Consider the following 26,492-nt stretch of genomic DNA (forward strand, 5'->3'; position numbering starts at 1 on the left):
CGGTCTGCAGTCAAGGAGCGAAGATGGACGCCCCCGCCCGCCACGCCGATCCCCGTGAATCCGATGGTGCAAACGGCGCCGCCGACGCTATGGTGCCGCACATGAAGATTCTGGTGATTGAAGACGACCTCGAAGCGGCCGCCTACATGACGAAAGCCTTCCGCGAGGCCGGCATCGTCGTCGACCATGCAAGCGACGGCGAGAGCGGCCTCTTCATGGGCAGCGAGAACAGCTATGACGTCATGGTCATCGACAGGATGCTGCCGCGCCGCGACGGCTTGTCGGTGATCAGCGAATTGCGCAAGCGTGGCGTCGAGACGCCGGTGCTGATCCTCTCCGCCCTCGGTCAGGTGGATGACCGGGTGACCGGCCTGAGAGCCGGTGGCGACGACTACCTGCCCAAGCCCTATGCCTTCTCCGAACTCCTGGCACGCGTGGAAGTGCTCGGTCGCCGCAAGGGCAAGCCCGAGCAGGACATGGTCTATCGCGTCGGCGACCTGGAGCTCGACCGGTTGTCCCATGAGGTGAAGCGTGCGGGCAGGGATATCCTCCTGCAGCCGCGCGAATTCCGGCTTCTCGAATACCTGATGAAGAATGCCGGGCAGGTGGTGACCCGCACCATGCTGCTGGAACATGTCTGGGACTATCACTTCGACCCGCAGACCAATGTGATCGACGTGCATGTGTCGCGGCTCCGCTCGAAGATCGAGAAGGACTTCGACAGGCCGCTCCTGAAGACGATTCGCGGCGCCGGCTACATGATCAAGGACGAGGCGTGAGTCCGTGCTGACCCGGCTTCGTCTCATGTTCCGTTCGACGGCCGTGCGGCTGTCTGCGCTCTACATCCTGCTTTTCGCGATCTGTGCCGCATTCCTCGTCGTCTACGTGACGGCGATGTCGGAGCGGATTCTGGCGCAGCAGACGAGGGAGAACCTCGTCCAAGAGGTGGCCGACATACAGCGTTCCTTCGAGCGCGGCGGACTGAACGGCATGCTGCGGCTCATGGAGCGGCGGGCGCGTCAGCCCGGTGCCAATCTCTACGTCGTCGCCGGGCCGAACGGCGAAATCCTCGCCGGCAACGTCGCCTCGCTGCAGCCGGGGGTGCTCGACGAGCAGGGCTGGACCCGCTTTCCCTTCGCCTACAAGCCCTTCTCCGAAGCGGGCGCGGAGCGCGAGCACATGGCAATCGCCAATGTCGTGGTGATGGAGAACGGCCTGCGGGTGATGGTCGGCCGGGATCTCGGCGAACCGGGCCGGTTCCGCGGCATTGTCCGCCGCGCGCTGATGCTGGCGCTGACGATCATGGGGATCGGTGCGCTGTTCATCTGGTTCGGGATCGGCCGCAATGCGCTGAAGCGGATCGACCGGATGTCGGCGGCAAGCCAGAAGATCATGGCCGGCGATCTTTCGCAGCGCCTGCCGGTTGGCCGCTCGGGCGACGAGTTCGATCGGCTGTCAGAATCGCTCAACGCGATGCTGGGGCGCATCGAGAAGCTGAACGAGGGCTTGCGGCAGGTCTCCGACAACATCGCCCATGACCTCAAGACGCCGCTGACGAGGCTGCGCAACAAGGCGGCGGATGCCCTGGGAGACGAGGAACCGGAAAGCCGCCGCGTGGCACTGGAGGGGATTATTGCGGAGTCCGACCAACTGATCCGAACCTTCAACGCGCTGCTGATGATCTCCCGCGTCGAGGCGGGATCGATCGCCGCCGAGATGAGCGAGGTCGACCTGTCCGCCATCTCCGCAGACAGCTGCGAACTCTACGAGCCCGTCGCCGAAGAAGCGGGCCTGAAGCTGGAAACCGCGATCGAACCGGGCGTGAGGGTCAAGGGAAATCGGGAACTGATCGGCCAAGCGATCTTCAACCTGCTCGACAATGCCATCAAGTATGGTGGCGAGGGGAAGGGGGCAGGCGAGATCCGGCTGGTGCTGAGGCTCGAGGATGGCTCGCCGCGGCTTTCGGTCTGCGACAGCGGCCCAGGCGTGCCGGAGGACAAGCGCCATGAGGTGACGAAGCGCTTCGTACGCCTCGATGCCAGCCGATCGAAGCCCGGCACCGGGCTCGGGCTTTCGCTGGTGGAGGCGGTGATGGACCTGCATGGCGGATCGCTCAGGCTTTCTGCAACCCATCCCGAGCGGGAGAATGCGCCGGGGTTGACGGCCACCATGGTATTCCCGCCGTTCAGGCCCTAAGAAGAGGGTCGTCGAGGGAGGACGCCGTGGGAGAGACTGCAACCTATCTGAAGGACGTCGCCGCAGAGGTCATCCGGCCGCAGAGCCAGACCGAGGCGAAGACCGTCACGTCGCAATTGAAGGACCTTGCGAAGCAGGAGGCGGCGCTGGCGGAGGTCATCGCCAGTGATGGCGCGCTGAGGTCGTTCCTGGTCGCCGCACTCTCCCTCTCGCCCTATCTGCGCGAGGCCGCAACGGTCTCTCCACATCTGCTTGCGACTGCGGTGACGGAGCCGCTGGAGCCGACGCTGGAGCGGCTGGTGACCGAGACCCGCGACTGCTGGAAGCCGAGGGAGGGCAGGACCCCGTCTGAAGCGGAGGTGATGACGGCACTCCGTACGCTGAAGCGGAGCGTCTCCTTCCTGGTGGCACTGGCGGATCTCGCCAGGCTCTTCACCGCCCGCGACACGACCCGCTGGCTGACGCTCCTCGCGGATGCAGCGGTGGCGGCCGCGATCGACCACCTGCTGCTCGGCGGCCACGAAAGCGGCAAGTTGACGTTGAAGGATCCGGAGAAGCCGAGCATCGGCTCAGGGCTGATCGTGCTGGGCATGGGCAAGCTCGGCGGCTACGAGCTCAACTATTCCTCCGATATCGACCTCGTCATCTTCTTCGACCCGGAAAGTGGTATCCTGCCGGACCCGCTGGACGGTTCGGAGATTTACGGCCGGATGATGCGCCGGCTGGTGCGCATCCTGCAGGAGCGCACGGCCGACGGTTACGTCTTCCGCACCGATCTTCGCCTGCGCCCCGACCCGGGCTCGACGCCCCTTGCCGTGCCGGTGGAGGCAGGGCTGCTCTACTATGAGAGCCGCGGCCAGAACTGGGAACGCGCCGCCTTCATCAAGGCGCGCGCCATGGCGGGCGACCTGGAGGCCGGCGAATGGTTCCTGCGCCAGCTGGTGCCCTTCGTCTTCCGCAAATATCTCGATTACGCGGCGATTGCCGACATCCATTCCATCAAGCGCCAGATCCACGTGCACAAGGGTCATGGCGCGATCGCCGTCAAGGGGCATGACGTCAAGCTCGGCCGCGGCGGTATTCGCGAGATCGAATTCTTCGCCCAGACCCAGCAGCTGATCGCCGGCGGTCGCATGCCGCCGCTCAGGACCCGGCAGACCGAGGTTGCGCTGGAGATGCTGGCGGAGGCGAACTGGATCACCCCGGCAATTGCCGCCGAACTGACCGAAGCCTACTGGTTCCTGCGCGACGTCGAGCACCGCATCCAGATGGTGCGCGACGAGCAGACCCACCGCCTCCCGGATAGCGAGGCGGAGCTGAAGCGCATCGCCTTCATGCTGGGATTTTCCGATACGGCCGCCTTCTCGGCAAGGCTGGAGACGGTGCTGCGAACGGTCGAGAAGCGCTATGCGCGGCTGTTCGAGCAGGAGACCAAGCTCTCTGGCGTCGAAGGAAACCTCGTCTTCACCGGCCAGCAGGACGATCCGGAGACGCTGAAGACGCTCGCCTCGCTCGGCTTCGAGCGGCCCGCGGACATTTCCCGCGTCATTCGCACCTGGCATTACGGCCGCTATCGCGCCACCCAGTCGGTGGAGGCGCGCGAGCGGCTGACGGAGCTGACGCCGGATCTCCTGAAGGCGTTCGGGGAAAGCAGCCGCGCCGACGAGGCGCTGCTTCGCTTCGACAGTTTCCTCTCCGGCCTGCCCGCCGGCATCCAGCTCTTTTCCCTGATCGGCAACAATCCGGCGCTGCTCTCGCTGATCGTCACCGTCATGTCCTCGGCGCCGCGGCTGGCCGACATCATCTCGTCGCGCCCGCATGTCTTCGACGGCATGCTCGATCCCGGCCTGATGGCGGAACTGCCGACGCGCGAATATCTTTCCGAACGTCTGCGCACCTTTCTGACGGCCGCCCGCCACTACGAGGAACAGCTGGACCGGCTGCGGATCTTCGCGGCCGAGCAACGGTTCCTGATCGGCATCCGCCTGCTCACCGGGGCGATCGACGGCATTCAGGCGGGGCGGACCTTCACGGATCTCGCCGACCTGCTGATCGAGCAGGCGCTGCTTGCTGTGGAGCGCGAAATCGAGGCGGCGCATGGTCGTTATCCGGGCGGCCGGGTGGCGCTGATGGGCATGGGCAAGCTCGGCAGCTTCGAGCTGACGGCAGCCTCCGACGTCGACCTGATCCTGCTCTACGACTACGACGACGAGGCCGGGGAATCCGACGGCGCAAAGCCACTCGACAGCACGCGTTACTTCACCCGTCTGACACAGCGCCTGATCGCGGCGCTCTCGGCACCCATGGCCGAGGGCGTGCTCTTCGAGGTGGACATGCGGCTGAGGCCGTCCGGCAACAAGGGACCGGTCGCAACTCGTATCCGGACCTTCCGCAAGTATCAGCAGGAGGAAGCCTGGACCTGGGAGCACATGGCGCTCACCCGGGCTCGGATGGTTTGCGGCGATCGCGGGCTGGTGGACGAGGCTTGCGCTGTCGTCGCCGAAACGCTCTCGCGGCAGCGTGAGGAACAGAAGATCGCGACAGATGTGCGCGAAATGCGCGACCTGATCGAGCAGGAAAAGCCGCCGCGCGACATCTGGGACCTGAAGCTGGTTCCCGGCGGGCTCATCGATATCGAGTTCATCGCCCAGTATCTGCGGCTGGTTGCGCCGGCTCGAGGGCTCACGATCGACACCAACGAGATGAGCACGATGCAGGCGCTGGAGGCACTTGGCAACGAGATGCTGCCGCCCGACGACCTGGCGACGGTACGAGAGGCGCTCCGCCTCTTCACCGAACTCTCGCAGATAATCCGGCTTTGCATCGACGGGCCGTTCTCTCCTAAGGAGGCCCCTGCCGGACTGGTGGAGCGGGTTTCGAGGGCAGGAGACTGCCCCGATATCCGGACGCTGGAGGGAGAGGTGAAGCGGCTGTCCAAGGCGGTTCGCGGGATCTTCCGCAAGCTCGTCAGCTGATCGCCGGGCGGGGGACTGCGAAGGTCGCGCATTCCGGAACGCTGAGCGACACCACCGTGCCCTTGCCGACGCAGGATCGGATCCGCATGCTGCCGCCGTGCAGGGCGACCAGGGAGCGGGAGATCGCGAGCCCGAGCCCCGAACCGCCCTTGCTCTTGGCATACTGGCTCTGCACCTGCTCGAAGGGCTGGCCGATCTTTGCAAGTGCCGTCTTCGGGATGCCGATGCCGGTATCGGCGATCGTCAGCAGGAAGCCGGATTCGGAACGGCGGGCCCTCACGATGATCCTGCCGCCCTCGTCGGTGAATTTCACGGCGTTGGAGAGCAGGTTCAGCATCACCTGCTTCATGGCACGGCGATCGCCGACCATTTCCAGATCGTCCGAGAGGCACTGCTCGATCGTGATCTTCTTCTCCTGGGCGGAGATTGCGGTGAGGCGAAGGCTCTCTTCAATGAGCGGCACGAGGTCGATTGCCTCGCACTGGATCTTCATATGCCCGGCCTCGATCTTCGACATGTCGAGGATATCGCTGATCAGGTTGAGCAAGTGCTTGCCGCTGTCATGGATGTCGCGGGCATATTCGCTGTACTTCGGCGAGCCGACCGGCCCGAACATCTCGTTGACGAGGATTTCCGAGAATCCAAGGATGGCGTTGAGCGGCGTGCGCAGTTCGTGCGACATGTTGGCGAGGAATTCCGACTTGGCCTTGTTGGCCGCCTGGGCGCGCTCCTTCTCCGCCTGATAATTGGCATTGGCGATCGACAGCTCTTCCTTCTGCTTCTCCAGCTTCTTCTGCGAGGCGGAAAGATCGCCGACGGTCGCCATCAGGCGGCGCTCGGAATCGCGCAACCGGTCCTGCTGGCGCTTCATGAGGGTGATGTCGGTACCGACCGAGACCATGCCGCCGTCGCGGGTGCGGCGCTCGTTGATCTGCAGCCAGCGATCGTCGGCAAGCTGAACTTCCGTCGTGCGCGACAGCCCGTTCTGGTCCGCATCGGCAATTCGCCGCTCGATCACCGGTCGCGCTGCGGCGGCCTTGACGACGGAGCGTTCGGTGCCGGGAACCAGCACCTTGTCCGGAAGCCCGTAGGCCTGTTGGAAGTGGGCATTGCACATCACCAGCCGGTCGTTCTTGTCCCAAAGCACGAAGGCCTCCGAGGTGCATTCGATGGCATCGGCCAAGCGCTGGTCGGCCTCCGCATAACGCTGTGCCAGCCGGTGCTGTTCGGTCACGTCCATGGCAATGCCGATCACATGGGTGCGGCCGGCGGCGGTCCGCACCACCTGCGCGCGGGCGCGCATCCAGACATAGTGGCCGGCGGCATGGCGCATGCGGAAGATCTGGTCGACCTGCTTGGCATTGCCGCGGCTGATGGCGCGTGCGAGCGCATAGAGATTGCCGTCGGTCGGATGCATCATCCGCGCCGCATCCGCGAAGGACATGACATTGCCGGCGGGCGGATAGCCGAGCATTTCGTACATGGAGCCGGACCAGAACAGACGGCGGTTGGCGACGTCGAAATCCCACAGACCACAGCGCCCGCGCGACAGCGCGGTCTCGATGCGCAGATTGGCCTCGAGGAAGGTCTCGTCCGCCTCCCGTGCCCGCTTCACCTGCATGTAATAGGCATAGAGGATGACCAGCAGGATTACGGAGATGCAGGTGAACAGCGTCACGTTGAGCGACACTTCGTGCCGCCAGAAATACTGTATCGGAGCAAGCGAACGGGCCACGACGATGAGCGCGCCATTGTCGCCAAGCGGCTGGATCGCCGCATAGTGTGCGTCCTCGCCAATGGTCGTCTCGATCAGGCCTGATCCGACGAACCGACGCTGGGCCGCAGTTTCTGGAAGAAGCGACGTCAGCTGGCGCCCGACATAGGTACCGGCGCTGATGCCGCCGAAGATCTTGCCGGAAGGATCGACCAGGAGAAGGAAGGCATCGGGATGAAGACGGTCGGCGGTCAGGAATTTCGCCAGCTGCGCCTCGGCAGCCGCGCGGTCGCCGGCGCTCAGCGCGGCGTCATGTCCGGCAAAGGCCGCGACGGCGGTAGCGGCAACCAGTGCCGTTGCGTCCCGCGCGCCTTCCTGAAGCCGCTCGTATTCGGAGACCAGGCCCAGGCTGCGCGAGGTTGCGACCACCGCCAGGAAGGCGAGGATGAGGAGCGGGATAGAGCGCTTCAGGACCAGTTCGACGCGCGGCATCTGACGCGATATCGGCGTCACCGTCAGGTTGGGCCGGCCCGAGAAGAGCCGGGATGCCCCATCACGCCCCGGAATCTTGAGACGCAACCATCCATCGCCGGCGGTGTCCCGCCGCACGTCCGCCATCGTTTTCATAAGTCCCCTCATGGAAATCCGGCGCGCCGCTCGCCCGAATCTGACCTAATGAATCACGAGTGATTCGCCGTGTCCAGAGGTTGTTTAAGACATTTTTAAATCTTGGATTCGGCCGGATTCTCCGGCGGAATCAGAGGTTGTAGCGGGAAGAGGTTCAACCCTTCAGCATGCGGTCGACGATGTCGCGGACATCGCTGGAGAGCTGGGCGCTGCGGTCGATTGTCAAGAGGGCCGCCCGGGCGTGATCCGCCCGCACTGGCTCCAGGGAGCGCCATGAACGCATGGATGTGAGGAGGCGAGCCGCGAGCTGGGGGTTCTTCGGATCAATCGCGAGGATCCGCTCCGCCAGGAACCGGTAGCCCTCGCCATCGGCCCGGTTGAAGCCCGTAGGATTGGAGAAGGCGAAGCTGCCGACGAGCGCGCGCATGCGGTTCGGATTGCTGGCGACGAAGTGACGGTTTTCCATCAGCGCCTTTACCCGATCGAGCGTGCCGGCGCCCGGTATGGTCGCCTGCACCGAAAGCCACTTGTCGATGACGAGCGGGTTGTCGTCAAAGCGCGTCACGAACGCGCCAAGCGCGGCGTCGGCCTCGTCGGTGTCCGGGAAGCGGTGGGCCAGCACGGACAATGCCTGGACGAGATCCGTCATGTTATCGGCCGATGCAAAGGCCTCTGCGGCCCGGACCGGCGACTGTTCGGCATAGGTCAGGTAGCCGAGTGCGCTGTTGCGAAGTGCGCGCCTGCCGGCGCTCGCAGCATCGGGGCTGAAACCGGCACCGTTCTTCATTGTGTCGAAGAGGTGCTGGAACACCTTGCTTCCGGTCTTGGCGACTGCGGTCAGGACGGCCGTGCGAGCTGAGTGGATGGCGTCCGGGTCATTGTTGCTACCAAGTTCACGGGCAATATCCGCCTCGCTCGGCAGCGCCAGGACCTGGGCCCGGAAGGCAGGCTCCAGCGCGTCGTTTCCGGCAATCTCGATCAGCGCGGATATAACGGCCGGCGGGCAGGTGACCGTGCCGCCGTCGCGAATATCACGGGCGCCCTGCATGAGCACGGGGAGGATCAGGTCGTTCAGCGCCTGCCAGCGGGCGAAGAGATCGCTGTCGTGGCGCGCGATATGCACCAGATCATCGGTACTGCGGTCGAGATGCAGGTTGATCGGCGCCGAGAAGCCGCGGTTGAGCGACAGGACCGGCCGCGACGAAACCCCTGAAAAGGTGAAGGTCTGCTTGCGCTCGGTCAGGTGCAGGACGTCGCCCGTCACCTCTCCGCCTGCCACGGCAATGGGCGTCGCCGTGGATCCGTTGTCGAGGATCAGCGCGAAGGAGAGCGGAATGTGCATCGGCTCCTTGGCGGATTGACCCGGTGTTGCCGGAATCATCTGCTCGAGCGACAGCGTGAAGGTGGCGGCGGCGGGGTCATAGGCGCCCGAGGCGGAGACCATCGGCGTGCCCGCCTGATGGTACCAGAGCGAGAACTGCGAAAGGTCGCGGCCGTTCGCGTCCTCGAAGCACTTGACGAAGTCTTCCACGGTGGCCGCGTCGCCGTCGTGGCGCTCGAAATAGAGGTCCATGCCCTTCTTGAAGCCCTCCGCCCCGAGGAGCGTGGCAATCATGCGGGTGACTTCAGAGCCCTTCTCGTAGACGGTGGTGGTGTAGAAGTTGTTGATTTCGCGGTATTTCGTCGGCCGCACCGGATGGGCGAGCGGTCCGGCATCCTCCGGGAACTGCTCCGACTTCAGGTGCCGCACCTCAGCTATGCGCTTGACCGCGCGCGAGCGCATGTTGGCGGAGAACTCATGGTCCCGGTAGACCGTCAGGCCCTCCTTCAGGCACAGCTGGAACCAGTCGCGGCAGGTGATGCGGTTGCCGGTCCAGTTGTGGAAGTATTCGTGGGCGATGATCGCCTCGATATTGGCATAGTCCTGGTCGGTGGCCGTCTCCGGATCGGCAAGAACATACTTGTCGTTGAAGACGTTGAGCCCCTTGTTCTCCATCGCTCCCATGTTGAAGTCGGAGACGGCGACGATCATGAAGATGTCGAGGTCGTATTCTCGGCCGAAGCGCTCCTCATCCCACTTCATCGAGCGCTTCAGCGCATCCATGGCATAGGCGGCGCGCGGCTCCTTGCCGTGCTCCACATAGATCTTCAGCACCACGTCGCGGCCGGACATGGTGGTGAACGTGTCTTCGACAACACCGAGATCACCGGCGACCAGCGCAAAGAGGTAGGAAGGCTTCGGATGCGGATCGAACCAGGCGGCGAAGTGCCGGCCCTCGTCATAGTTGCCGCCGCCGAGGAAATTGCCGTTCGAGAGCAACAGCGGGTTCGCGGCCTTATCGGCAATGATGGTGATTGTATAGGGCGCCAGCACATCCGGGCGGTCGGGGAAATAGGTGATGCGGCGGAAGCCTTCAGCCTCGCACTGCGTGCAATAGACGCCGTTGGTCCGATAAAGCCCCATTAACTGGGTATTGGCTTCGGGATTGATGAAGGTGGTGACGGTGATCTCGAAGGGCACGGCTTCCGGCAGGTTCCGGATCGTCAGGCTCTGCGGCGTGGCATCGTACTGACCTGCCGGAACCTCGTTCTGGTCCAGAAGCAGGCCCGAAAGCTTCAGCTCGTCGCCATCGAGCACCAGCGGCGCGCCCGGATCGGCGCCATCGCGGCGATGGAAGATCAGCCTGGCATCGACCTTGGTGTTGGTTGGGTCGAGTTCGAAGGTGAGGTCGACGCGTTCCAGGACGAAATCGGTCGGGCGGTAGTTGGCAAGTTCAACCGTCTTGGTATCGGATGTACCCATAAGTACAGGGTTCCTATGCGTGCTTGAAAAACGAGAGGCCTGCGCAGCAGGCCTGCGAACGCGACCGAACCTGAATCGGCCCATAACCAGCCTCACCGCTCAAGGATTCCGCCGCGCGGTTCGGAAGGTCTGCAGAATAGGGCAAGCGCGGGTCCTTCGGTGAGCGAGACGGCGCCACGATATCAATGGGTTGCTAACACGATCCTAACGGCTGCAGCTTCTTTGAAGTGCAAGCGTGCCGAGACGAAGTCTATCCGGAAATGGTCGTGAGGATTTTCTCTACCACCGGAAGGTTCCGGCAGCACTTGAGGTGGGGGAACCAACTACGCTCGGCAGCTGGAATGAACCCGCCGCCAGACGCACGGTCTGGGGCGGGTGAGATCTATTCGTATCAATCGCAGGCTTCCTGCGCCGCGGTGGCAGCGGCAGTTTTCTCGCCTTCCTGCTGGGCGGCGACATCTTGCCCGGACGTGGCGAGAGAGCTGCTTTCTCCCATCGGCATGTCCCTGCCGTCCTTTGCCGCCGTTTCCGGAAGAGCTTCTTTGCTGGTAGTCGTCGTACCGGTCGAAGATTCCGTCTTCACCTGACCGGCATCGCCCTCCAGGGGTGCATGGGTTCCGTCCTTTGCGATGCCCGCTTGCTGCTCCGTGCTGACCGAGCCGGTCGTTTCCGGGCAGTCGGCGAAGCTGGAGCTGTGGGTGGCAGCTATCAAAGCGATAGTTGCCGGCATCAAGACAATCATTTTCATGGCTCATCCTCCTTTGCCGATTGACGAACATCGGTGGAGAAGCCTTTGTTCCTTGCTTACGGCCGATCACAGCGACTTGGGCAGTGTTCGTGCCACCTTCCGATCGGTCGCAGACAGATGCGTCGCAGGGGCTGAGGCTTTACTGGGGGCGCCGGCGTAAGCACCCATCAGCAACATTGATGGGAATTCGGCATTATTCGCTTTGATCTTAGCCGTACTCCGATAGTTTCGGTTGCACCCGCCACCATGTCCCCGTCGAGTTTGCAATGCCCGAGAATGCCAGATGACCGTTGATGCGGGCAATTCCCTGCGCGGGATCATGTTCAAGATCATTTCCGTCGCGATCTTCGTGCTGATGCAGACCTGCATCAAGGCTGCCGGAAGTGGCGTCCCGGCCGGGCAGATCACCTTCTACCGTTCCGCCTTCGCGCTGATTCCGATCATCGCCTACCTTGCCTGGCGACGCGACCTGCGCACGGCCGTCCATACGGATCAGCCCTTCGGCCATTTCAAGCGCGGCCTGTTCGGCGTCATGTCCATGGTCTTCGGCTTCTACGGTCTTGTCCACCTGCCGCTGCCGGAGGCGATCGCGATCGGCTATGCCTCACCGCTGATGGCGGTGGTCTTCGCAGCGCTGCTTCTGGGCGAGCAGGTGCGGCTTTACCGCTGGAGCGCCGTGGTTGCCGGCATGGTGGGCGTGCTGATCGTATCCTGGCCTAAGTTGACGCTGTTCAGCGAGGGAGGTTTCGGGTCCACCCAGGCTTTGGGTGCGGCGGCGGTGCTGGCGGGCGCGGTTCTGAGCGGACTTGCCATGGTGCAGGTGCGCCATTTGGTGAAGACGGAGCGGACGCCGACCATCGTCTTCTATTTCTCGCTGTCAGGCGCGCTGCTGTCGCTGCTGAGCCTGCCCTTCGGATGGACGGCGCTGACGGGGGACCAGGCAATACTGCTGATCGCGGCCGGCATCTGCGGAGGGATCGCCCAGATATTCCTGACTGAGAGCTATCGGCATGCGGACGTATCGGCGGTGGCGCCGTTCGAATACACGTCCTTCATCCTGGGGATTGCCATCGCCTTCGTCATCTTCGACGACGTGCCGACTGCGCCGATGATGATCGGTACGGCAATCACGGTGGCAGCCGGGATCTTCATCGTCTATCGAGAGCGGCGGCTCGGGCTGGAGCGCAAGGCGGCGCGCAAGGCCTCAGCGCCGCCCGGCTGATCGCGGGTTAAAGCGGAATGCAGGCCGTCGCCGCATTGGCGGGGCGGGCGTCGCCACGACGGACGGCACCGGCATGGCGGTATTCGCGGGCGGCACTGACGGCGGTGCTGATGCCTTCGAACGTTTCGCGCAGGGCGCGGATCGGGTGAAGCTGGCTCATGATCCTGGTTCCTTCCTCGGCTCGGTTCAGCGCTCGCGGAAATCCGTGAAGATTGCGGACGGTCGGGTGATCTTGTCCATCCGGCCGATGGCGCGCGCCGTCAGTTGCTCATTGGTGGCGGAGCCGAAGCGATGGTAGCCTTGCGTGGAGCGTTGCGGCATGCCGGCAGCGCGAAGGCTTTCAAAGCCGGAATGGATGGGGCGGGCACGAGTCATCATTGCCTTGGTTCCTAATTCTGTGGTTCCTCCCAAGACAGTCCCAATATTGCGGCGCAGCATCGATTCGACAATGCGACATAAGAGAGCGCTGCCATGCGCAGATTGCATGGCAGATTTCATAATCCGTTAACATTGATAATCCCGCGGCATCAGCCGCGCGTGATCGCCTGCGAAAACATGAGGAGGTCGCGCCATGCAAGCGCTTTCGTCGCGGGGGCGCCTAGCAGGTCCTGCGGATGCAGCGTTGCAAATGCGCGGACGGAGCGGCCGCCTACCGTCACCTCCCGCCATTCCCCCCGCAGGTTGTGGATCGTACCCGTTTCTCCGAAGAAGAAGCGGGCAGGAAAATTCCCGAGCAGCAGTACGTGATCAGGTTCGGCCAAGGCAATTTGGCGTTCGATGAAGGGCTTGCAGATCGCAGTTTCAGCAGGCGAGGGCATCCGGTTGCCGGGCGGGCGCCACGGAATGATGTTGGTGAGCAGCACCGCCTCCCGCGACAGTCCGATGGCTGCCAGCATCCGGTCGAGCAACTGCCCCGTACGGCCGGAAAAGGGCAGGCCATCGCGATCATCGTCGGCATTCGGCATGGGGCCGATGACCATGATACGCGCGGCGGGGTCGCCACTGGCGAAGACGGTGGAACGGGCGCCGTTCTTGAGGTTGCAGCTGTCGAAGCGCTCGATCGCCGCCTTCAGTTCCGCAAGCGAGGAAGCACCTTCCGCCGCCCGCTGCGCGGCGGCTACCGCATCGACGTTCGGCATGGCGACGGGTGGCGGATTGAGCGGTTGGGCCGCTGCGGCAGCGCGTGCTGGCTGTTGCCGGTCGGCCCGTTGTTGGGGAGCGGGCTGCGAAGCCCTGCTCTGCTCGCGGGCCACCTTCTGCGCCGCAAACTCCGCAACGCGGTCGATCGGCGCATCCTCCAGCAGCCATTCCACGCCGCTATCCGCATAGAAATGCAGAAGTGCGGAGAGTTCCTGGGGCTGGAGGTCTTTCGCCTGGATCATCAGGCCACTCTAGCGAAGCGGAAGGGGCGGGGGAAGCATCAAGCGGCCCATCGCGCCATCTCGCCACTCTCTCCGATCAGCGCCAGGCCGTGGGCGATCGACAGAAGCTCGCCGCCGCTTTCGATCCGGCCCGCATCGAAACGCCGGTTGAAGATTTCGCGCACGGCCGGCACGAAGGAGGTGCCGCCGGTGAGGAAGACCTTGTCGATGGCCGCAGGCGCCGTGTTTGTCTCGACCAGGACCTGGTCGAGGGCAGCCTCGATGCGGGAAAGGTCGTCGGCGATCCAGTTCTCGAAGTCGCGGCGCCGGACGGTCTTGCTGCCGGCCTTGCCGAGCGGCGCAAAGCTGAACTCCGCCTCTTCCATCCCCGAAAGCGCCATCTTCGTCGCCGACACCGCCTGGTAGAGCGGGTAGCCCTCGTCATGCTCGACGAGATCGATGAAGAGTTCGAGCTTTTCCGGTTCCAGTGCCGAGCGCACCAGCGATTGCAGGTCTGCGAACTCCTTCGATCCCTTGAAGATCGACAGCTGGTTCCAGCGCGAGAAGCTCGTGTAGTAGTTGCTCGGCACGTCGAGCACCTTGTCGAAGCTCCTGAACTGGCTTCCCTTGCCGATCTCCGGCGCGACGAGGTGTTCGATCATGCGCGCGTCGAACTGGTCGCCGGCAATACCGACGCCGGAATGGCCAATCGGGGTGGCGGAAAGCCTGCCTGCATGGCGCTCGAAGCGGATCAGCGAATAGTCGGTCGTACCGCCGCCGAAATCCGCCACCAGGACATTGGCGTCCTTCTGCAGGTTCTGGGCGAAGTAATGGGCCGCAGCGACGGGCTCGTAGACGTAGGCGATCTCCGGAAAGCCTAGCCGCGTCAGCGCCGCGTTATAGCGCTCGAGTGCCAGATCCGCGTCGGCGCTGGCGCCGGCGAACTGCACCGGACGGCCGACGACGATGCGCGAGACCTCTGCCGGCCAGGCCTCGCCCGCATAGGCGGAAAGCCGCCGCAGGAAGATCTCCATCAGATCCTCGAACTGGTGGCGGCGCGCGAAGATCAGCGTGCCCTGGAAGAGCGGGCTTGCCGCAAAGGTCTTGATCGATTGCAGGAAGCGGCAGTCGCCGGGGTTGTCGATGAAGGCGCGGATCGCCGCCTGTCCCGCCTCGACCTTCAGCGCCTGCGCGCCGAGCTGCCTGTCCTTCATGAAGGAGAGCGCCGTGCGCATCGTGTCGGTGGTGCCGGCACTGCTCGCAAACGGCATGGACTGCGTGGCCCCATCGCCTTCCGCCAGTGCAATGACGGTGTTGGTCGTGCCGAAATCCAGCCCCAGCGCCCGTGCCATGGCGGTGCTCCTCGTCCAGTCGTGATCGTTGAACCCGGAGCATCAGCCCGGAACGCCAAAGGACGCCTGCCGCGCCCCGGTGAAATCGAGCGCGCCTGATCGCACAGGCGCGGCGGCATGGCAAGGGAGGAGCGCCTAGCCCGCCGCCCTTGTCGCCGCCGCCATCTCCGCCATCCAGTCGGCAAAAGCGTTCATCGCCGGCGTCGGGGTGCGGGATTTGAGCCGCGTCAGCCAGTAGCTGCCTTTCGAGACATAGACGGGGAAGGGCTGTTCCAGCGCACCGGAGGCAAGGTGGCGGGAGAACATCAGCGGCGGGGCGAGGGCGACGCCGGTGCCTTGCAGGGCCGTTTCCACCATCAGCACGGAGGAATCGAACACCGGCCCGGTGATCGCCGGGGCGGGGGCGCCGGCGGCCTCGAACCAGCCGGGCCATTCGTCGGCGCGGTAGGAGCGGAGCAGCGTCTCGCGCCTAATGTCTTCCGGGGTCTTAAGTCGGGCGGCTATCGCCGGCACGCACAGCGCCGAGAGCGGCGCCGCAAACAGCGCTTGCGCCTCTGTATCGTGCCAGGCGCCGTTGCCGAAACGGATCGCGTAATCGAGGCCTTCGGCGGCGATATCGACGCGGTTGTTGTTGGTGGAGAGGCGCACGTCGATGAAGGGATGGCGGGCGCGGAAGCCGGCAAGGCGCGGCAGGAGCCAGCCGACGGCGAAGGTACCGACGGCGCCGAGCGTCAGCACCTCGCGCATGTGCCCGCCCTCGAACCGCTCCAGCATGTCGGCCATGCGGTCGAAGCTCTCCTTCAGCGTTGGCAGGAGCGCCAAGCCGTCTTCGGTGATCATCAGTCCGCGCGGCAAGCGGCGGAAGAGCGTGACGCCCAGCCGCTGTTCCAGGAGCTTCACCTGATGGCTGACGGCCGCTTGCGTGACGCAGAGCTCGATCGCCGCACGGGTGAAGGAGAGGTGGCGGGCGGCGGCCTCGAAGGCGCGCAACGCGTTCAGCGGAAGATGCGGCCGGACCATGCAATGCCCCAGTTTTTCTTATGGCTCCCGCCAGTTATCATCGTTTGCGGCGCTCCCGCAACGGGCCCTAGAAATGGCCCGTTCACATCGCGGGAGACATATCATGATCCTGGAAAGACGCGGCCTCCCGGCTGCTGCCATGGGCATTTTTGCCGCATCTACTGCCACAGGGCCGGCATCCGCCGCCGATCCCATCCGCTGCACGGTGGTGCTGGACGCCGAAAGCGGCGAGGCGCTTCACCGGCAGGGGACCTGCGATGAGCGGATCTATCCAATGTCGACCTTCAAGCTGCCCTTGGCCATGATGGGCTATGACGCCGGCATTCTGACCGACGAGACGACGCCGCGCTGGGACTACCAGGCGAAGTTCGGCGGTCCGGCGCGGGTGAAGAAGGCCTTCGACCCGACCGGCTGGGAGCGGGAATCGATCGTCTGGTATTCCCAGGAGATCACCCGCCGTCTCGGCGAAGACCGGTTCGGCGACTACGTGAAGACCTTCGCCTATGGCAACGCGGACGTTTCCGGCGGGCCTGGGAAGCTGGACGGATTGACGGAGTCCTGGCTGATGTCGTCGCTGAAGATCTCGCCGGACGAGCAGGTGGATTTCCTCCGCCGCTTCCTGAAACGGGAACTGCCGATCTCGGATCATGCGGTGGCGATGACGCAGGCGATCACCCCGCGCTTCGAGGCGGCGGACGGCTGGGTGATCCACGGCAAGACCGGCAGCGGCCGGATGCGCGACGCGAACGGCAAGCCCAGGAGCGACCGTCCCATCGGCTGGTTCGTCGGCTGGGCGGAGAGGGAAGGGCGAGAGCTCGTGTTCGCGCGGCTTCTGGTCGATGCAAAGCCGCACGACGAACCGATCAGCTTCGTGGTACGGGATTCGCTGATCGAGGACCTGCCGGGACTGGTGGCAGATAGATAACCAGCGACGCCGGGCGATCTGCTAGGCGACGGCCGTCGCGACCATGTCCGGGTGCAGCCTGATCACCCGGATATAGGCAATGGCGAAATCCGGAGGAGTGACGCGAGCCTGTTCCCAATCACGCAATGTGCCGACCGGGACTCGAAATCGGGTGGCGAAAGCCGACTGGGAGAGGCCAAGCTCGGTCCGCGTCTGGCGGATGAGGCGTGCTCGCTGACCCCGTTCCAATGCTTCGGCTGTAACGTCGAAGTCCTCGGGGTCGGCCGGATCAGCCGGAAGAATGATAGGCTCGTTCTTCACCTGTGTTGCTCCTTCTCACGGAGATGAAGCGAGGAAACTCGGCCCGCCAGACGAAGATGCCGGTGAACAGCTTCTCCTCCACCAGCCCGATGACCTTGAAGCGCTCCTCGCCATCGATCTCCCGGATCTACGGCAGAACGAGATGGTTCATGTCCTCAAGGATCCGGTCGCCGAAGCTGAGCGACAAGCCGTGCATCTCGTAGCTGCACAAGTGGGACCTCTACCGCCGCGCCCACCATACCAGCACCATTCCCGCCAGCGCCAGGATCGCGCCGTAGAGGATCCAGGGCGACTGGTCGATCATGAAGCTCGAGGCCGGATAGGGAAAGATGCCGCTGCCCTGGGCCATCCAGAGGAGGCCCATGAAGATGGCGAGGGCGCCGATCACGATGCCGAGACGCTTCATGGGCGGCGTCCTCCCGCAGGACGGATCAGGATTCGCCGAGGAACTGGTCGTCGCCGAAGCCGGGGCCGCGCGGTTCGTCGCGCAAGAGCTTCCACGAGCCGATCAGCACGATCAGCCCGAAGGCGACGACCAGAGAGCCGTTGATCGTCCAGACGCTGAGTTCGCTCATGAATCCTGTCGCCGGCAGTCGGATGATGCCCGTACCATGGCCGACCCAGGCGAGGCCGACGACGATGATCGCAAGCCCTGCCGCGACCATCCAGTTCCTGATCTTCTCCAAGCTTCCCTCCCATGGAGCAATTTGTCGCACCCACATTAGCAGAGACGAGGCCGGATTCCAGAGATTTTGCAAGGTCTTGATATTCATCAAGTCCGCGCAGGAAACCCTGCGCGGAACTGGGAAAGCCCTAGATCGACTTTGAGGCGCCGCCATCCACGCGCAGCATCGTTCCGGTGACGTAGCTCGCCGGCACCGAGCAGAGGAAGGCTGCGGCGGCGGCGAATTCCTCCACCTTGCCCAGACGTCCGGCGGGGATCGACTTGACGGAGGCGGCGCGGATTTCCTCGACGGACTTGCCCTGGCGCTTCGCATTGGCGCCGTCGAGTTCGTCGATGCGGTCGGTGTGGATGCGGCCGGGCAGGATCATGTTGGCGGTGACGCCATAGGAAGCGACCTCGGCCGACAGCGTCTTGTTCCAGCCGACGAGGGCTCCGCGCAGCGTGTTGGAGAGCGCCAGGTTCGGGATCGGTTCGAAGACGCCGGAGGAGGCGACCGTGAGGACGCGGCCGAAGCCCTGCGTCTTCATCAGCGGCAGAAGCGCATTGGTCAGCGTGATGACCCGGACGACCATGGACTGGAAGAAGTTGTAGAGCTTTTCCGCATCCATCTCCTCGGCCATGCCTGGCGTCGGGCCGCCGGTGTTGTTGACGAGGATGTCGATGCCGCCGAGCTTCTCGTGGACGGCTTTCAGCATCGCATCGACGAAGTGCGCATCGGCAAGGTCCGCCTCCACCCAGTCGGCCTTGCCCTTGCCGGCGGCGTTGATGGCCTCCGCATTGGCCTTCAGCTTGTCTGCGCTGCGGCCGCAGAGGAGCACATGCGCGCCTTCGTCTGCAAGTGCCCGGGCGATGCCGAGGCCGAGGCCGCGTGAGGAGGCGAGAACGAGCGCGCGCTTGCCGGCCAGTCCGAGATCCATGGTGATGTCCTTCCAATGCTGTGAATGCGCAGCGAACTTAGCGATGCGAGCGGGCGTCGAAAAGGCCCGGCGCGGCGAAAATGATCCAGGTCAAAGCGCAAATGTTCCCGAGGCTCGATAGATTCAGGCGAAGGTTCAAAGCTGGAACTCGCCGGTATGGTGCGCGCCGTCTTCCGGCGAGGGAGTGACGGACAGGGAGATCGGGGTGACGATGGACAACGAATGGCAAATCACGGCGAGCCGGCGCGCCTTTCTTGGCGCAGTTGCGGCCGGGATTGCGGCGACGGCGGTCACGGGATCGGGGTACGCGCAGACGCAGCGAACCACGGCACGCATCGTCATCATCGGCGCCGGTGCGGCCGGGACCGCACTTGCCAACCGGCTGGTGCGTCGTCTGGAGGGCGCCCAGATCACCCTCATCGACGGCCGCAAGGAACACCTCTATCAGCCGGGGCTGTCCCTGGTGGCCGCTGGATTGAAGCCCGCCTCCTACACGGTTTCGGAGACCACTGACTGGCTCCCGCGGGGCGTGACGCTGGTCGCCGAGGCCGCCGCTGCCATCGATCCCGTGGCCAAAACCGTGGCTACAGCGGGCGGCCAGACGCTCCCCTACGACTTCCTCGTCGTGGCGCCCGGCCTCGTGCTGGATCACGCGGCGATCGCGGGTTTCTCGCTCGATCTCGTCGGCACGAATGGCATTGGTGCGCTCTATGCCGGGCCGGAATATGCGGCGAAGACCTGGGCTGCCGCCTCCAGGTTCACCGAAGAGGGCGGTGTTGCCATCTCCACGCGCCCGACGACCGAGATGAAGTGCGCCGGCGCCCCGCTGAAGCACACCTTCCTGATCGAGGACATTGCCAGCCGCACGGTCGGTCAGGGCAAGTACGAGATGCACTATGCCGCGCCGCAAACGACGCTGTTCGGCGTGCCGATCGTTTCGGAAAAGGTGCGCATGCTGTTCGGCCAGCGCGGCATCGCCACGCATTACGGCCACACCCTGAAGGCGATCGACCCCGGCCGCAAGGTCGCGACCTTCGCCACCACCGATGCAAGCGGTGCGACGGGAACCGCCGAGATGGCCTATGACTACCTGCACGTCATCCCGCCGCAGCGGGCGCCGGACGTCATCCGCCAGTCCGGCCTCTCCTGGTCCGACAAGTGGACCGACCAGGGCTGGGTAGAGGTCGACCAGAAGACCCTGCGCCACCGCCGCTTCCCGGAGGTCTTCGCCATCGGCGACGTGGCCGGCGTTCCGAAGGGCAAGACGGCGGCAAGCGTCAAGTGGCAGGTCCCGGTCGTCGAGGATCACCTTGCGGCGGCGATCGAGGGCAGGGAGGGAACGCTCGCCTATGACGGCTATACGTCCTGCCCGCTGATCACCCGCGTCGGCCGGGCCATGCTCGTGGAGTTCGACTACAACAACAACCTGGTCCCCTCCTTCCCGGGCATCATAGCCCCGCTGGAGGAGCTGTGGATCAGCTGGCTGATGAAGGAGGTGGCGTTGAAGGCCACCTACAATGCCATGCTGCGTGGCAAGGCTTGAGGGGAGGCGACAATGCAGGACATGACGCTTGAAACCATGCTGGCGGTCTTTCAGGAGATGTTCGGCCCGGTGCTTTTCTGGATCCTGGTGCTGGCAGCCGTCGTCATTACCCTTCTTTACCTCTACGTGCTGGTGCGGGACCGGGCGCTTTCGATGCGCAAGTTCCTGATGGCGCAGCTCTCCATGCCGATTGGTGCGATCGCCGCCGTGTTGTTTGTCCAGGCTGTGACGGACTCCCACTTCCGCGACATCGGCGGGCCGATCGACGTTATCGTGCTTCTTGGCGTGGCTCTCTTGGGGGCGATCGGGCTCGCGATCCTCGTCTACACGGCACAATCGCTGATCCGCCGGCACCCCTGAGGTGTAGCGCCACTCCTTTGGCGGTCTTTGACATTTGCCGCGTCTGCCACTAGGAAACGCGGCATGTCTGGCTGCGAGAGTTGCAGCTACGCGCCACGGCGCCCGAACATTCCGAAAGACCAAGAAGATGACTGATCACGAAGGCGCCGTTCCGGCGATCGCCAAGGCATTGGCGAAGCGCGGCTATGCGACGCTCACCCCCGTCCAGCAGGCCATGCTCGACCCGGCGCTGCAGACCTCCGATGCGCTGGTTTCGGCCCAGACGGGCTCGGGCAAGACGGTCGCCTTCGGCATCGCCATGGCGCCGACGCTGCTGGACGACGGTGAGCGCTTCGAACGCGCTGGCGCACCGCTGGCGCTCGTCATCGCGCCGACCCGTGAACTCGCCATGCAGGTGAACCGCGAACTGGCTTGGCTCTACGAAATGACCGGGGCGGTGATCGCCTCCTGCGTCGGCGGCATGGACATCCGCAGCGAGCGGCGGGCGCTGGAGCGCGGTGCGCATATCGTCGTCGGCACGCCCGGCCGCATCTGCGATCACATCCGCCGCAATGCGCTCGACATGTCGGAGCTTCGGGTCGCGGTGCTCGACGAGGCCGACGAGATGCTCGACCTCGGGTTTCGCGAGGACCTGGAATTCATCCTCGACGCAGCACCGGAGGGCCGGCGGACGCTGATGTTCTCCGCGACGGTGCCGTCGGGGATTGCCAAGCTTGCCAAGCGCTACCAGCGCGATGCGGTGCGCATTTCGACCACGGCCGAGGAGAAGCAGCATGCCGACATCGAGTATCGGGCACTGCTCGTCGCTCCGTCCGACCGCGAGAACGCCATCATCAACGCGCTGCGCTTCTACGATGCGAAGAATGCCATCGTCTTCTGCTCGACCCGCGCGGCGGTGAACCACCTGACGGCACGCTTCAACAACCGCAACTTCGACGTCGTGGCGCTCTCCGGCGAGCTGACGCAGAACGAACGCACGCACGCGCTGCAGGCGATGCGCGACGGCCGCGCCCGTGTCTGCATCGCCACCGACGTCGCCGCCCGCGGCATCGACCTGCCGGGCCTCGACCTCGTCATCCATGCCGACCTGCCGACCAATTCCGAAACGCTGCTGCACCGCTCCGGCCGCACGGGCCGTGCCGGCAATAAGGGCGTCAGCGCGCTGATCGTGCCGGTCAACCAGCGTCGCAAGGCAGAGCGCCTGCTGGCAGGCGCCGATGTGACGCCAACCTGGGCGCATCCTCCGTCTGCCGACGAGGTGATTGCGCGCGACCAGGAGCGCCTTCTGGCCGATCCGGTGTTCGACGAGGCGCCGCGTGAGGAAGAGCAGGAACTGATTGCCCGTCTGGTGGAAACCTATGGCGCGGAAAAGCTCGCTGCCGCTTTCGTCAACCTGCACCGGGCAAAGAATGCCGCGCCGGAAGACCTCTTGCCGGTCTCGCTTGATCCAGGCGCCCGCAAAGGTCGTGAAGGAAAGGCCGGTGATCCCGCATCTCGTCCGCTGACGCCGCGCGGCGACTTCGGTCCCGCCGTCTGGTTCTCGCTGTCGGTCGGCCGAAAGCAGCGCGCCGAGCCCCGCTGGTTGATCCCCACCATCTGCCGCAACGGTGATCTCTCCAAGAACGAGATCGGCGCGATCAAGATGCAGGCGGACGAGACCTATGTAGAGATCGCCGCCGACCATGCCGAACGCTTCATGGCGAAGCTCGGCAAGGACCGGATGATGGACCGCGGCATCCGCGTCACCCGCCTGGAGCGGGCGCCGGACTTCAGCAAGTTTACCCGAGGCGACGACGAGGCCCCGCGCCGTGATGGCCCGCGGATGGACAAGCCCTGGAAGGGCAAAAAGTCGGGTGATGGCGATGCCGCCGAGCGGCCCCGGCGGGAGAAGCCGTTCCGCGAGAGACCTTCTGGCGAGGCGCCTGCCCGGGACTGGAAGCCGAAGGGTAGGTCCGCTGACGCGCCGCGTGACATGCGCAGCGTCGATGACGAAGTCTGGGGTGATCCGAAGCCGAAGGCGAGCTTCGGCAAGGGCAAGCCTGCCCGTGGCGGCGATACAACTGGGCAGCCGCAGAAGAAGGGTTCCGGCAAGTCGTTCGGCGACAAGCCGTTCAAGGGCAAGGCTGCCGGCAAGGATACCGCGGGCAAGCCGTTCGGTTCCAAGGGCAAGGCGGGTGGCGGTCCCAAGAAGTTCGGCAAGGGGAACGACCGCGCCCGGTGACCGGTGAACAGTGCCCTCAGAAGGGCACCTTGCCCGGATTGAACAAGCCCTTCGGGTCGAGCGCCTGCTTGAGCGTATGGGCCAGAGCCTGCTTCTCCTTCGAGGTGAAGGTCTCGTAGCCGTAGCGCTTTTCAAGGCCCACCCCGTGCTCGGCTGAAAAACTACCGCCGGCTTCCCGGATGCCGGTGTAGACCGCATTTTCAACGGCACGCAGTTCCTCGTCCGGCAGCGGGCCGCGCTTGATCAGAGTCAGGTGCAGGTTGCCGTCGGCGATGTGGCCATAGACATAGGCCGCATAGGTGGGATCGATCGCCTTCAGCCGGCTCTCCAACTGGGCGACATTAGGCGTCGAGACGGGTTGGCGGAACGGAGACGTCGAAGGAGGCGGCTTCGGGGATCTCGGCATAGTAGAAGCCGGAATCCTCGCGGATGTCCCAGAAGCGCCGCGCCTGGTCGAGCGACTTGGCGACGATGCCGCCTTTGAGGTCAAGCGGCTCCCAAAGCTCCGCAAGCTGATCCTCCAGGGTGGCCGCGGCGGCATCGACGCTTTCTCCCGATATCTCGACCAGCAGTGCCGAGGCGTCCTCTTCGAGCCATGACAGATCGAGACCCTTGAGACGTGCATGATCGCGAATATAGCGCGGCCACATCATCTCGGCTGCCTCAAGGGTGACGCCCGGCAGGGTCCGGAGATGGCGGATGACCGACAATGCAGTGCGGGCATCGGCAGCGCCCAGCATCGCGGTCGCCCGGTACGGGCGCTGCGGCTCCAGCTTCAGGACCACCTTCGTGACGAGACCGAAGGCGCCCTCACCACCGATGAAGAGTTGTTTCAGGTCCGGGCCGGCCGAGACCTTCACGACACGCGTCAGGTCCGAGAAGATATCCCCAGACGGCAGGACCGCCTCCAGCCCCAGCACCTGATGGCGCATCACGCCATTGCGGAAGGCGAGGATGCCGCCGGCATTGGTCGACACCATGCCGCCGATCGTCGCCGAGCCGCGCGAGCCGAGGTCGATGCCGGGCGTGAGCCCATGTTCGGCCGCAGCCTGTTGCAGGGCTTCCAGCGTAACCCCGGCTTCCACCGTCGCCGTCATTTCCTCCGGCTCGATCGCCAGGATGCGGTTGAGACGCGCGGTGGACAGGATGACCTCTCCGGCGACGCTGACATTGCCGCCCACCAGCCCGGTGAGGCCCCCCTGCGGGACGATCGCGACATCGTTCTTCGCGCACCAGCCGACGAGTGCGGCTGCCGCGTCCACCGTCGCCGGCTGAACCATCACCCCGGCGCCGAAATTTCCAGAATGCTCGCCCGGATGCCGGCCCTGGAGATCCTGGGGGGAAAGGACCGTCAGTTCCGGATGAAGTTTGCTCAGGTGGCGGTGGAGTTCGAGGGGTGTCAGGGTTGTGGACTGTGCTAGGGTCATTCCGTCGACTTCGTTGGAGGCCATGAGGGGCGTCTTAGCAGCGCGGCTCCGTTCGGCAAGATCGGATCGTCGCCTCTGTGCCTGCAACTTGATTTTCGGGTGCTCCTTGTTATTCTTACGTTCACGTAAAGGTAAGCGGCACCCCTTCGCAAATCCGGTGGCGTATCGCTTTGGAGGTCGACAATCCCTGTGGCTTTTGCCAATGGAGTTGTCAGACAACGAGGTGCCGGAGTGGAGCCGGCAAAGCGGAGTAGGTGATGAGCGAGCAAATGGAACTTCCCGAGCGCGAGAGCATGGAATTCGACGTGGTGATCGTCGGTGCCGGTCCGGCGGGGCTGTCGGCGGCGATCCGCCTGAAGCAGGTCAATCCCGACCTCACCGTGGTCGTGCTCGAGAAGGGGGCGGAAGTTGGCGCCCATATCCTGTCCGGCGCCGTGGTCGATCCGATCGGCATCGACAGGCTTCTGCCCGGCTGGCGCGAGGAGGAGGGGCATCCCTTCACCACGCCTGTCACCGACGACCAGTTCCTCTTCCTGGGGCCGGCGGGCTCGATCCGGTTGCCGAACGCCTTCATGCCGCCGCTGATGAACAATCATGGCAACTACATCGTCTCGCTCGGTCTTGTCTGTCGCTGGCTTGCTGAGAAGGCGGAAGCGCTTGGCGTCGAGATTTATCCGGGGTTCGCCGCAACGGAAGTGCTTTACGACGAGAACGGCGCTGTGCGTGGCGTGGCGACCGGTGACATGGGTATCGAGCGCAACGGCGAACCCGGCCCTGCCTTCACCCGCGGCATGGAACTGCACGGCAAGTACGTGCTGATCGGCGAGGGTGTACGCGGATCGCTCGCCAAGCAGCTGATCGCGAAGTTCGATCTCCAGAAGGACCGCGAGCCGCAGAAATACGGCATCGGGTTGAAGGAACTCTGGGAGGTGAAGCCGGAGAACCACAAGCCCGGTCTGGTCCAGCATTCCTTCGGCTGGCCGCTTGGGCTCAAGACCGGTGGTGGCTCCTTCCTCTACCACCTGCACGACAATCTCGTAGCGGTCGGATTCGTCGTCCACCTGAACTACAAGAACCCCTATCTCTATCCCTTCGAGGAGTTCCAGCGCTTCAAGACGCACGAGGCGATCCGCGGCACCTTTGAAGGCGCCAAGCGCATCTCCTACGGCGCCCGTGCGATCACCGAGGGGGGCTACCAGTCGGTGCCGAAGCTCTCCTTCCCGGGCGGTGCGCTGATCGGCTGCTCCGCCGGCATGGTCAACGTGCCCCGCATCAAGGGCAGCCATAACGCCGTCCTCTCCGGCATGCTGGCGGCGGAGAAGATCGCAACTGCGATCGCCGCCGGCCGCGCCAATGACGAGGTGGTCGAGATCGAGAACGAATGGCGCGACGGCGACATCGGCAAGGATCTGAAGCGGGTGCGCAACGTCAAGCCGCTGTGGTCGAAGTTCGGCACAGCCATTGGTGTCGGGCTTGGCGGCATCGACATGTGGACCAATCAGATCTTCGGCTTTTCCTTCTTCGGGACCCTGAAGCACGGCAAGACCGATGCCGAGAGCCTGGAACCGGCTGCCAAGCACAAGCCGGTCACCTATCCTAAGCCGGATGGGGTCCTGACCTTCGATCGCCTGTCCTCGGTCTTCCTGTCCAACACGAACCATGAGGAGGACCAGCCGGTCCACCTGCAGGTGAAGGACATGGACCTGCAGAAGCGCTCCGAGCTCGGCGTCTATGCCGGTCCGTCGACCCGCTACTGTCCGGCCGGCGTCTATGAGTGGGTCGAGAAGGATGGCGAGGAGGTCTATGTGATCAACGCCCAGAACTGCGTCCACTGCAAGACCTGCGACATCAAGGATCCCAACCAGAACATCAACTGGGTGCCGCCGCAGGGCGGTGAAGGACCGGTCTATCCGAGCATGTGACAGGACTTCCCTTTACTCTCGTCACCTACGCCGCGTTTTCCAGGTCTCAGGCTTCCTGCTTGCGAGACGCAGGATCGCCAACGACGAAAAACCCAGGACCGCAATTGACCTGACTCAATGTTTCTGGCCTGCAGCGGCATAAGGATAGACTTGTGATGGCCCGACAAGGACCAT

At 64.4% G+C, this 26,492-nt stretch carries 23 protein-coding genes; 9 read left to right on the top strand and 14 right to left on the bottom strand.

Going from position 1 to position 26,492, the window contains the following annotated elements; genetic code table 11:
• The first annotated feature begins 89 nt into the window (after positions 1-89).
• The 3 genes from NT26_RS04490 to NT26_RS04500 are packed head-to-tail and all read left to right on the top strand — an operon-like array spanning position 90 to position 5,171.
• Complete coding sequence (locus tag NT26_RS04490; protein WP_280136233.1) at positions 90-779, top strand: response regulator transcription factor; 690 nt, start codon at positions 90-92, stop codon at positions 777-779.
• A 7-nt stretch (positions 780-786) separates the two neighbouring features.
• The gene (locus NT26_RS04495; RefSeq protein WP_052641863.1) at positions 787-2,196 is read left to right on the top strand and encodes a sensor histidine kinase; all 1,410 of its coding nucleotides are present in this window, start codon (positions 787-789) and stop codon (positions 2,194-2,196) included.
• A 26-nt stretch (positions 2,197-2,222) separates the two neighbouring features.
• Positions 2,223-5,171, top strand: a complete 2,949-nt coding sequence (locus NT26_RS04500; protein ID WP_052637624.1) for a bifunctional [glutamine synthetase] adenylyltransferase/[glutamine synthetase]-adenylyl-L-tyrosine phosphorylase — start codon at positions 2,223-2,225, stop codon at positions 5,169-5,171.
• On the opposite strand, the gene NT26_RS04505 is transcribed toward NT26_RS04500, so the two are convergent.
• The 3 genes from NT26_RS04505 to NT26_RS04515 all read right to left on the bottom strand — a co-directional run bounded on the left by NT26_RS04505 (position 5,164) and on the right by NT26_RS04515 (position 11,063).
• Positions 5,164-7,503, bottom strand: a complete 2,340-nt coding sequence (locus NT26_RS04505) for a PAS domain-containing sensor histidine kinase (RefSeq protein ID WP_052641866.1) — start codon at positions 7,501-7,503, stop codon at positions 5,164-5,166. The two genes, NT26_RS04500 and NT26_RS04505, sit on opposite strands and share 8 nt — an antisense overlap.
• Positions 7,504-7,666: 163 nt before the next feature.
• A complete protein-coding gene (gene pepN, locus NT26_RS04510) occupies positions 7,667-10,315 on the bottom strand; it encodes an aminopeptidase N (RefSeq protein ID WP_052637625.1) in 2,649 nt (882 codons plus the stop codon).
• 391 nt (positions 10,316-10,706) lie between these two features.
• Positions 10,707-11,063 (bottom strand): hypothetical protein, encoded by a 357-nt coding sequence (locus NT26_RS04515; protein ID WP_052637626.1) that lies wholly within the window; start codon positions 11,061-11,063, stop codon positions 10,707-10,709.
• A 283-nt stretch (positions 11,064-11,346) separates the two neighbouring features.
• Here NT26_RS04515 and NT26_RS04520 point away from each other — a divergent pair, with 283 nt between their 5' ends.
• Positions 11,347-12,285, top strand: coding sequence for a DMT family transporter (locus NT26_RS04520; protein WP_052637627.1), 939 nt, complete (start codon positions 11,347-11,349; stop codon positions 12,283-12,285).
• 7 nt (positions 12,286-12,292) lie between these two features.
• On the opposite strand, the gene NT26_RS22655 is transcribed toward NT26_RS04520, so the two are convergent.
• The 5 genes from NT26_RS22655 to NT26_RS04540 all read right to left on the bottom strand — a co-directional run bounded on the left by NT26_RS22655 (position 12,293) and on the right by NT26_RS04540 (position 16,018).
• Positions 12,293-12,445 carry a hypothetical protein gene (locus NT26_RS22655; RefSeq protein ID WP_156157124.1) on the bottom strand — a complete coding sequence of 51 codons (153 nt, stop codon included), beginning with the start codon at positions 12,443-12,445 and terminating at the stop codon, positions 12,293-12,295.
• 26 nt (positions 12,446-12,471) lie between these two features.
• The gene (locus NT26_RS04525) at positions 12,472-12,663 is read right to left on the bottom strand and encodes a hypothetical protein (protein ID WP_052637628.1); all 192 of its coding nucleotides are present in this window, start codon (positions 12,661-12,663) and stop codon (positions 12,472-12,474) included.
• Between the two features lie 149 nt (positions 12,664-12,812).
• A complete protein-coding gene (locus NT26_RS04530; RefSeq protein WP_052637629.1) occupies positions 12,813-13,667 on the bottom strand; it encodes a uracil-DNA glycosylase in 855 nt (284 codons plus the stop codon).
• Positions 13,668-13,705: 38 nt separating this feature from the next.
• The gene (locus tag NT26_RS04535) at positions 13,706-14,998 is read right to left on the bottom strand and encodes an Hsp70 family protein (RefSeq protein ID WP_052637630.1); all 1,293 of its coding nucleotides are present in this window, start codon (positions 14,996-14,998) and stop codon (positions 13,706-13,708) included.
• A 135-nt stretch (positions 14,999-15,133) separates the two neighbouring features.
• A complete protein-coding gene (locus tag NT26_RS04540; protein WP_052637631.1) occupies positions 15,134-16,018 on the bottom strand; it encodes a LysR family transcriptional regulator in 885 nt (294 codons plus the stop codon).
• Between the two features lie 103 nt (positions 16,019-16,121).
• Here NT26_RS04540 and blaOXA point away from each other — a divergent pair, with 103 nt between their 5' ends.
• Positions 16,122-16,943: a class D beta-lactamase gene (gene blaOXA, locus NT26_RS04545; protein ID WP_052637632.1), complete on the top strand. Its 822-nt coding sequence runs from the start codon at positions 16,122-16,124 to the stop codon at positions 16,941-16,943.
• Between the two features lie 21 nt (positions 16,944-16,964).
• Here blaOXA and NT26_RS04550 read toward each other — a convergent pair whose 3' ends face one another.
• From NT26_RS04550 to NT26_RS04570, 4 genes are all read right to left on the bottom strand, one after another.
• Complete coding sequence (locus NT26_RS04550; protein WP_052637633.1) at positions 16,965-17,243, bottom strand: helix-turn-helix domain-containing protein; 279 nt, start codon at positions 17,241-17,243, stop codon at positions 16,965-16,967.
• A 220-nt stretch (positions 17,244-17,463) separates the two neighbouring features.
• Positions 17,464-17,649 carry a hypothetical protein gene (locus NT26_RS04560; RefSeq protein ID WP_052637635.1) on the bottom strand — a complete coding sequence of 62 codons (186 nt, stop codon included), beginning with the start codon at positions 17,647-17,649 and terminating at the stop codon, positions 17,464-17,466.
• A 25-nt stretch (positions 17,650-17,674) separates the two neighbouring features.
• Positions 17,675-17,929, bottom strand: a complete 255-nt coding sequence (locus NT26_RS04565) for a hypothetical protein (protein ID WP_052637636.1) — start codon at positions 17,927-17,929, stop codon at positions 17,675-17,677.
• Positions 17,930-18,056: 127 nt separating this feature from the next.
• Positions 18,057-18,845: an SDR family oxidoreductase gene (locus tag NT26_RS04570; RefSeq protein WP_052637637.1), complete on the bottom strand. Its 789-nt coding sequence runs from the start codon at positions 18,843-18,845 to the stop codon at positions 18,057-18,059.
• Positions 18,846-19,056: 211 nt separating this feature from the next.
• Here NT26_RS04570 and NT26_RS04575 point away from each other — a divergent pair, with 211 nt between their 5' ends.
• From NT26_RS04575 to NT26_RS04585, 3 genes are all read left to right on the top strand, one after another.
• Complete coding sequence (locus NT26_RS04575; RefSeq protein WP_052637638.1) at positions 19,057-20,388, top strand: NAD(P)/FAD-dependent oxidoreductase; 1,332 nt, start codon at positions 19,057-19,059, stop codon at positions 20,386-20,388.
• Between the two features lie 12 nt (positions 20,389-20,400).
• On the top strand, positions 20,401-20,748 hold the full coding sequence (locus NT26_RS04580) for a DUF5368 domain-containing protein (protein ID WP_052637639.1): 348 nt from the start codon (positions 20,401-20,403) through the stop codon (positions 20,746-20,748).
• A 127-nt stretch (positions 20,749-20,875) separates the two neighbouring features.
• A complete protein-coding gene (locus NT26_RS04585) occupies positions 20,876-22,969 on the top strand; it encodes a DEAD/DEAH box helicase (RefSeq protein WP_052637640.1) in 2,094 nt (697 codons plus the stop codon).
• Between the two features lie 16 nt (positions 22,970-22,985).
• On the opposite strand, the gene NT26_RS23255 is transcribed toward NT26_RS04585, so the two are convergent.
• Both NT26_RS23255 and NT26_RS04590 read right to left on the bottom strand, forming a co-directional pair.
• On the bottom strand, positions 22,986-23,375 hold the full coding sequence (locus NT26_RS23255) for an FAD-binding oxidoreductase (RefSeq protein ID WP_280136223.1): 390 nt from the start codon (positions 23,373-23,375) through the stop codon (positions 22,986-22,988).
• Positions 23,311-24,420 carry an FAD-binding oxidoreductase gene (locus NT26_RS04590; protein WP_280136224.1) on the bottom strand — a complete coding sequence of 370 codons (1,110 nt, stop codon included), beginning with the start codon at positions 24,418-24,420 and terminating at the stop codon, positions 23,311-23,313. The genes NT26_RS23255 and NT26_RS04590 overlap by 65 nt, the downstream gene beginning before the upstream one ends.
• A gap of 233 nt (positions 24,421-24,653) precedes the next feature.
• Here NT26_RS04590 and NT26_RS04595 point away from each other — a divergent pair, with 233 nt between their 5' ends.
• Positions 24,654-26,318, top strand: coding sequence for an electron transfer flavoprotein-ubiquinone oxidoreductase (locus NT26_RS04595; protein ID WP_052637641.1), 1,665 nt, complete (start codon positions 24,654-24,656; stop codon positions 26,316-26,318).
• The last annotated feature ends 174 nt before the right edge of the window (positions 26,319-26,492 follow it).

It is taken from the genome of Pseudorhizobium banfieldiae (genome assembly GCF_000967425.1).
GTDB lineage: Bacteria > Pseudomonadota > Alphaproteobacteria > Rhizobiales > Rhizobiaceae > Neorhizobium > Neorhizobium banfieldiae.

Coding starts and splice junctions, on each gene's coding strand:
- NT26_RS04575 (WP_052637638.1), top strand. CDS start 19,057: ATGGACAACGAATGGCAAATCACGGCGAGCCGGCGCGCCTTTCTTGGC.
- NT26_RS04535 (WP_052637630.1), bottom strand. CDS start 14,998: ATGGCACGGGCGCTGGGGCTGGATTTCGGCACGACCAACACCGTCATT.
- NT26_RS04490 (WP_280136233.1), top strand. CDS start 90: ATGGTGCCGCACATGAAGATTCTGGTGATTGAAGACGACCTCGAAGCG.
- NT26_RS23255 (WP_280136223.1), bottom strand. CDS start 23,375: ATGCCGAGATCCCCGAAGCCGCCTCCTTCGACGTCTCCGTTCCGCCAA.
- NT26_RS04595 (WP_052637641.1), top strand. CDS start 24,654: ATGAGCGAGCAAATGGAACTTCCCGAGCGCGAGAGCATGGAATTCGAC.
- NT26_RS04530 (WP_052637629.1), bottom strand. CDS start 13,667: ATGATCCAGGCGAAAGACCTCCAGCCCCAGGAACTCTCCGCACTTCTG.
- blaOXA (WP_052637632.1), top strand. CDS start 16,122: ATGATCCTGGAAAGACGCGGCCTCCCGGCTGCTGCCATGGGCATTTTT.
- NT26_RS04540 (WP_052637631.1), bottom strand. CDS start 16,018: ATGGTCCGGCCGCATCTTCCGCTGAACGCGTTGCGCGCCTTCGAGGCC.
- NT26_RS04505 (WP_052641866.1), bottom strand. CDS start 7,503: ATGGCGGACGTGCGGCGGGACACCGCCGGCGATGGATGGTTGCGTCTC.
- NT26_RS04590 (WP_280136224.1), bottom strand. CDS start 24,420: ATGGCCTCCAACGAAGTCGACGGAATGACCCTAGCACAGTCCACAACC.
- NT26_RS04560 (WP_052637635.1), bottom strand. CDS start 17,649: ATGAAGCGTCTCGGCATCGTGATCGGCGCCCTCGCCATCTTCATGGGC.
- NT26_RS04515 (WP_052637626.1), bottom strand. CDS start 11,063: ATGAAAATGATTGTCTTGATGCCGGCAACTATCGCTTTGATAGCTGCC.
- pepN (WP_052637625.1), bottom strand. CDS start 10,315: ATGGGTACATCCGATACCAAGACGGTTGAACTTGCCAACTACCGCCCG.
- NT26_RS04520 (WP_052637627.1), top strand. CDS start 11,347: ATGACCGTTGATGCGGGCAATTCCCTGCGCGGGATCATGTTCAAGATC.
- NT26_RS04525 (WP_052637628.1), bottom strand. CDS start 12,663: ATGATGACTCGTGCCCGCCCCATCCATTCCGGCTTTGAAAGCCTTCGC.
- NT26_RS04570 (WP_052637637.1), bottom strand. CDS start 18,845: ATGGATCTCGGACTGGCCGGCAAGCGCGCGCTCGTTCTCGCCTCCTCA.
- NT26_RS04585 (WP_052637640.1), top strand. CDS start 20,876: ATGACTGATCACGAAGGCGCCGTTCCGGCGATCGCCAAGGCATTGGCG.
- NT26_RS04580 (WP_052637639.1), top strand. CDS start 20,401: ATGCAGGACATGACGCTTGAAACCATGCTGGCGGTCTTTCAGGAGATG.
- NT26_RS22655 (WP_156157124.1), bottom strand. CDS start 12,445: ATGAGCCAGCTTCACCCGATCCGCGCCCTGCGCGAAACGTTCGAAGGC.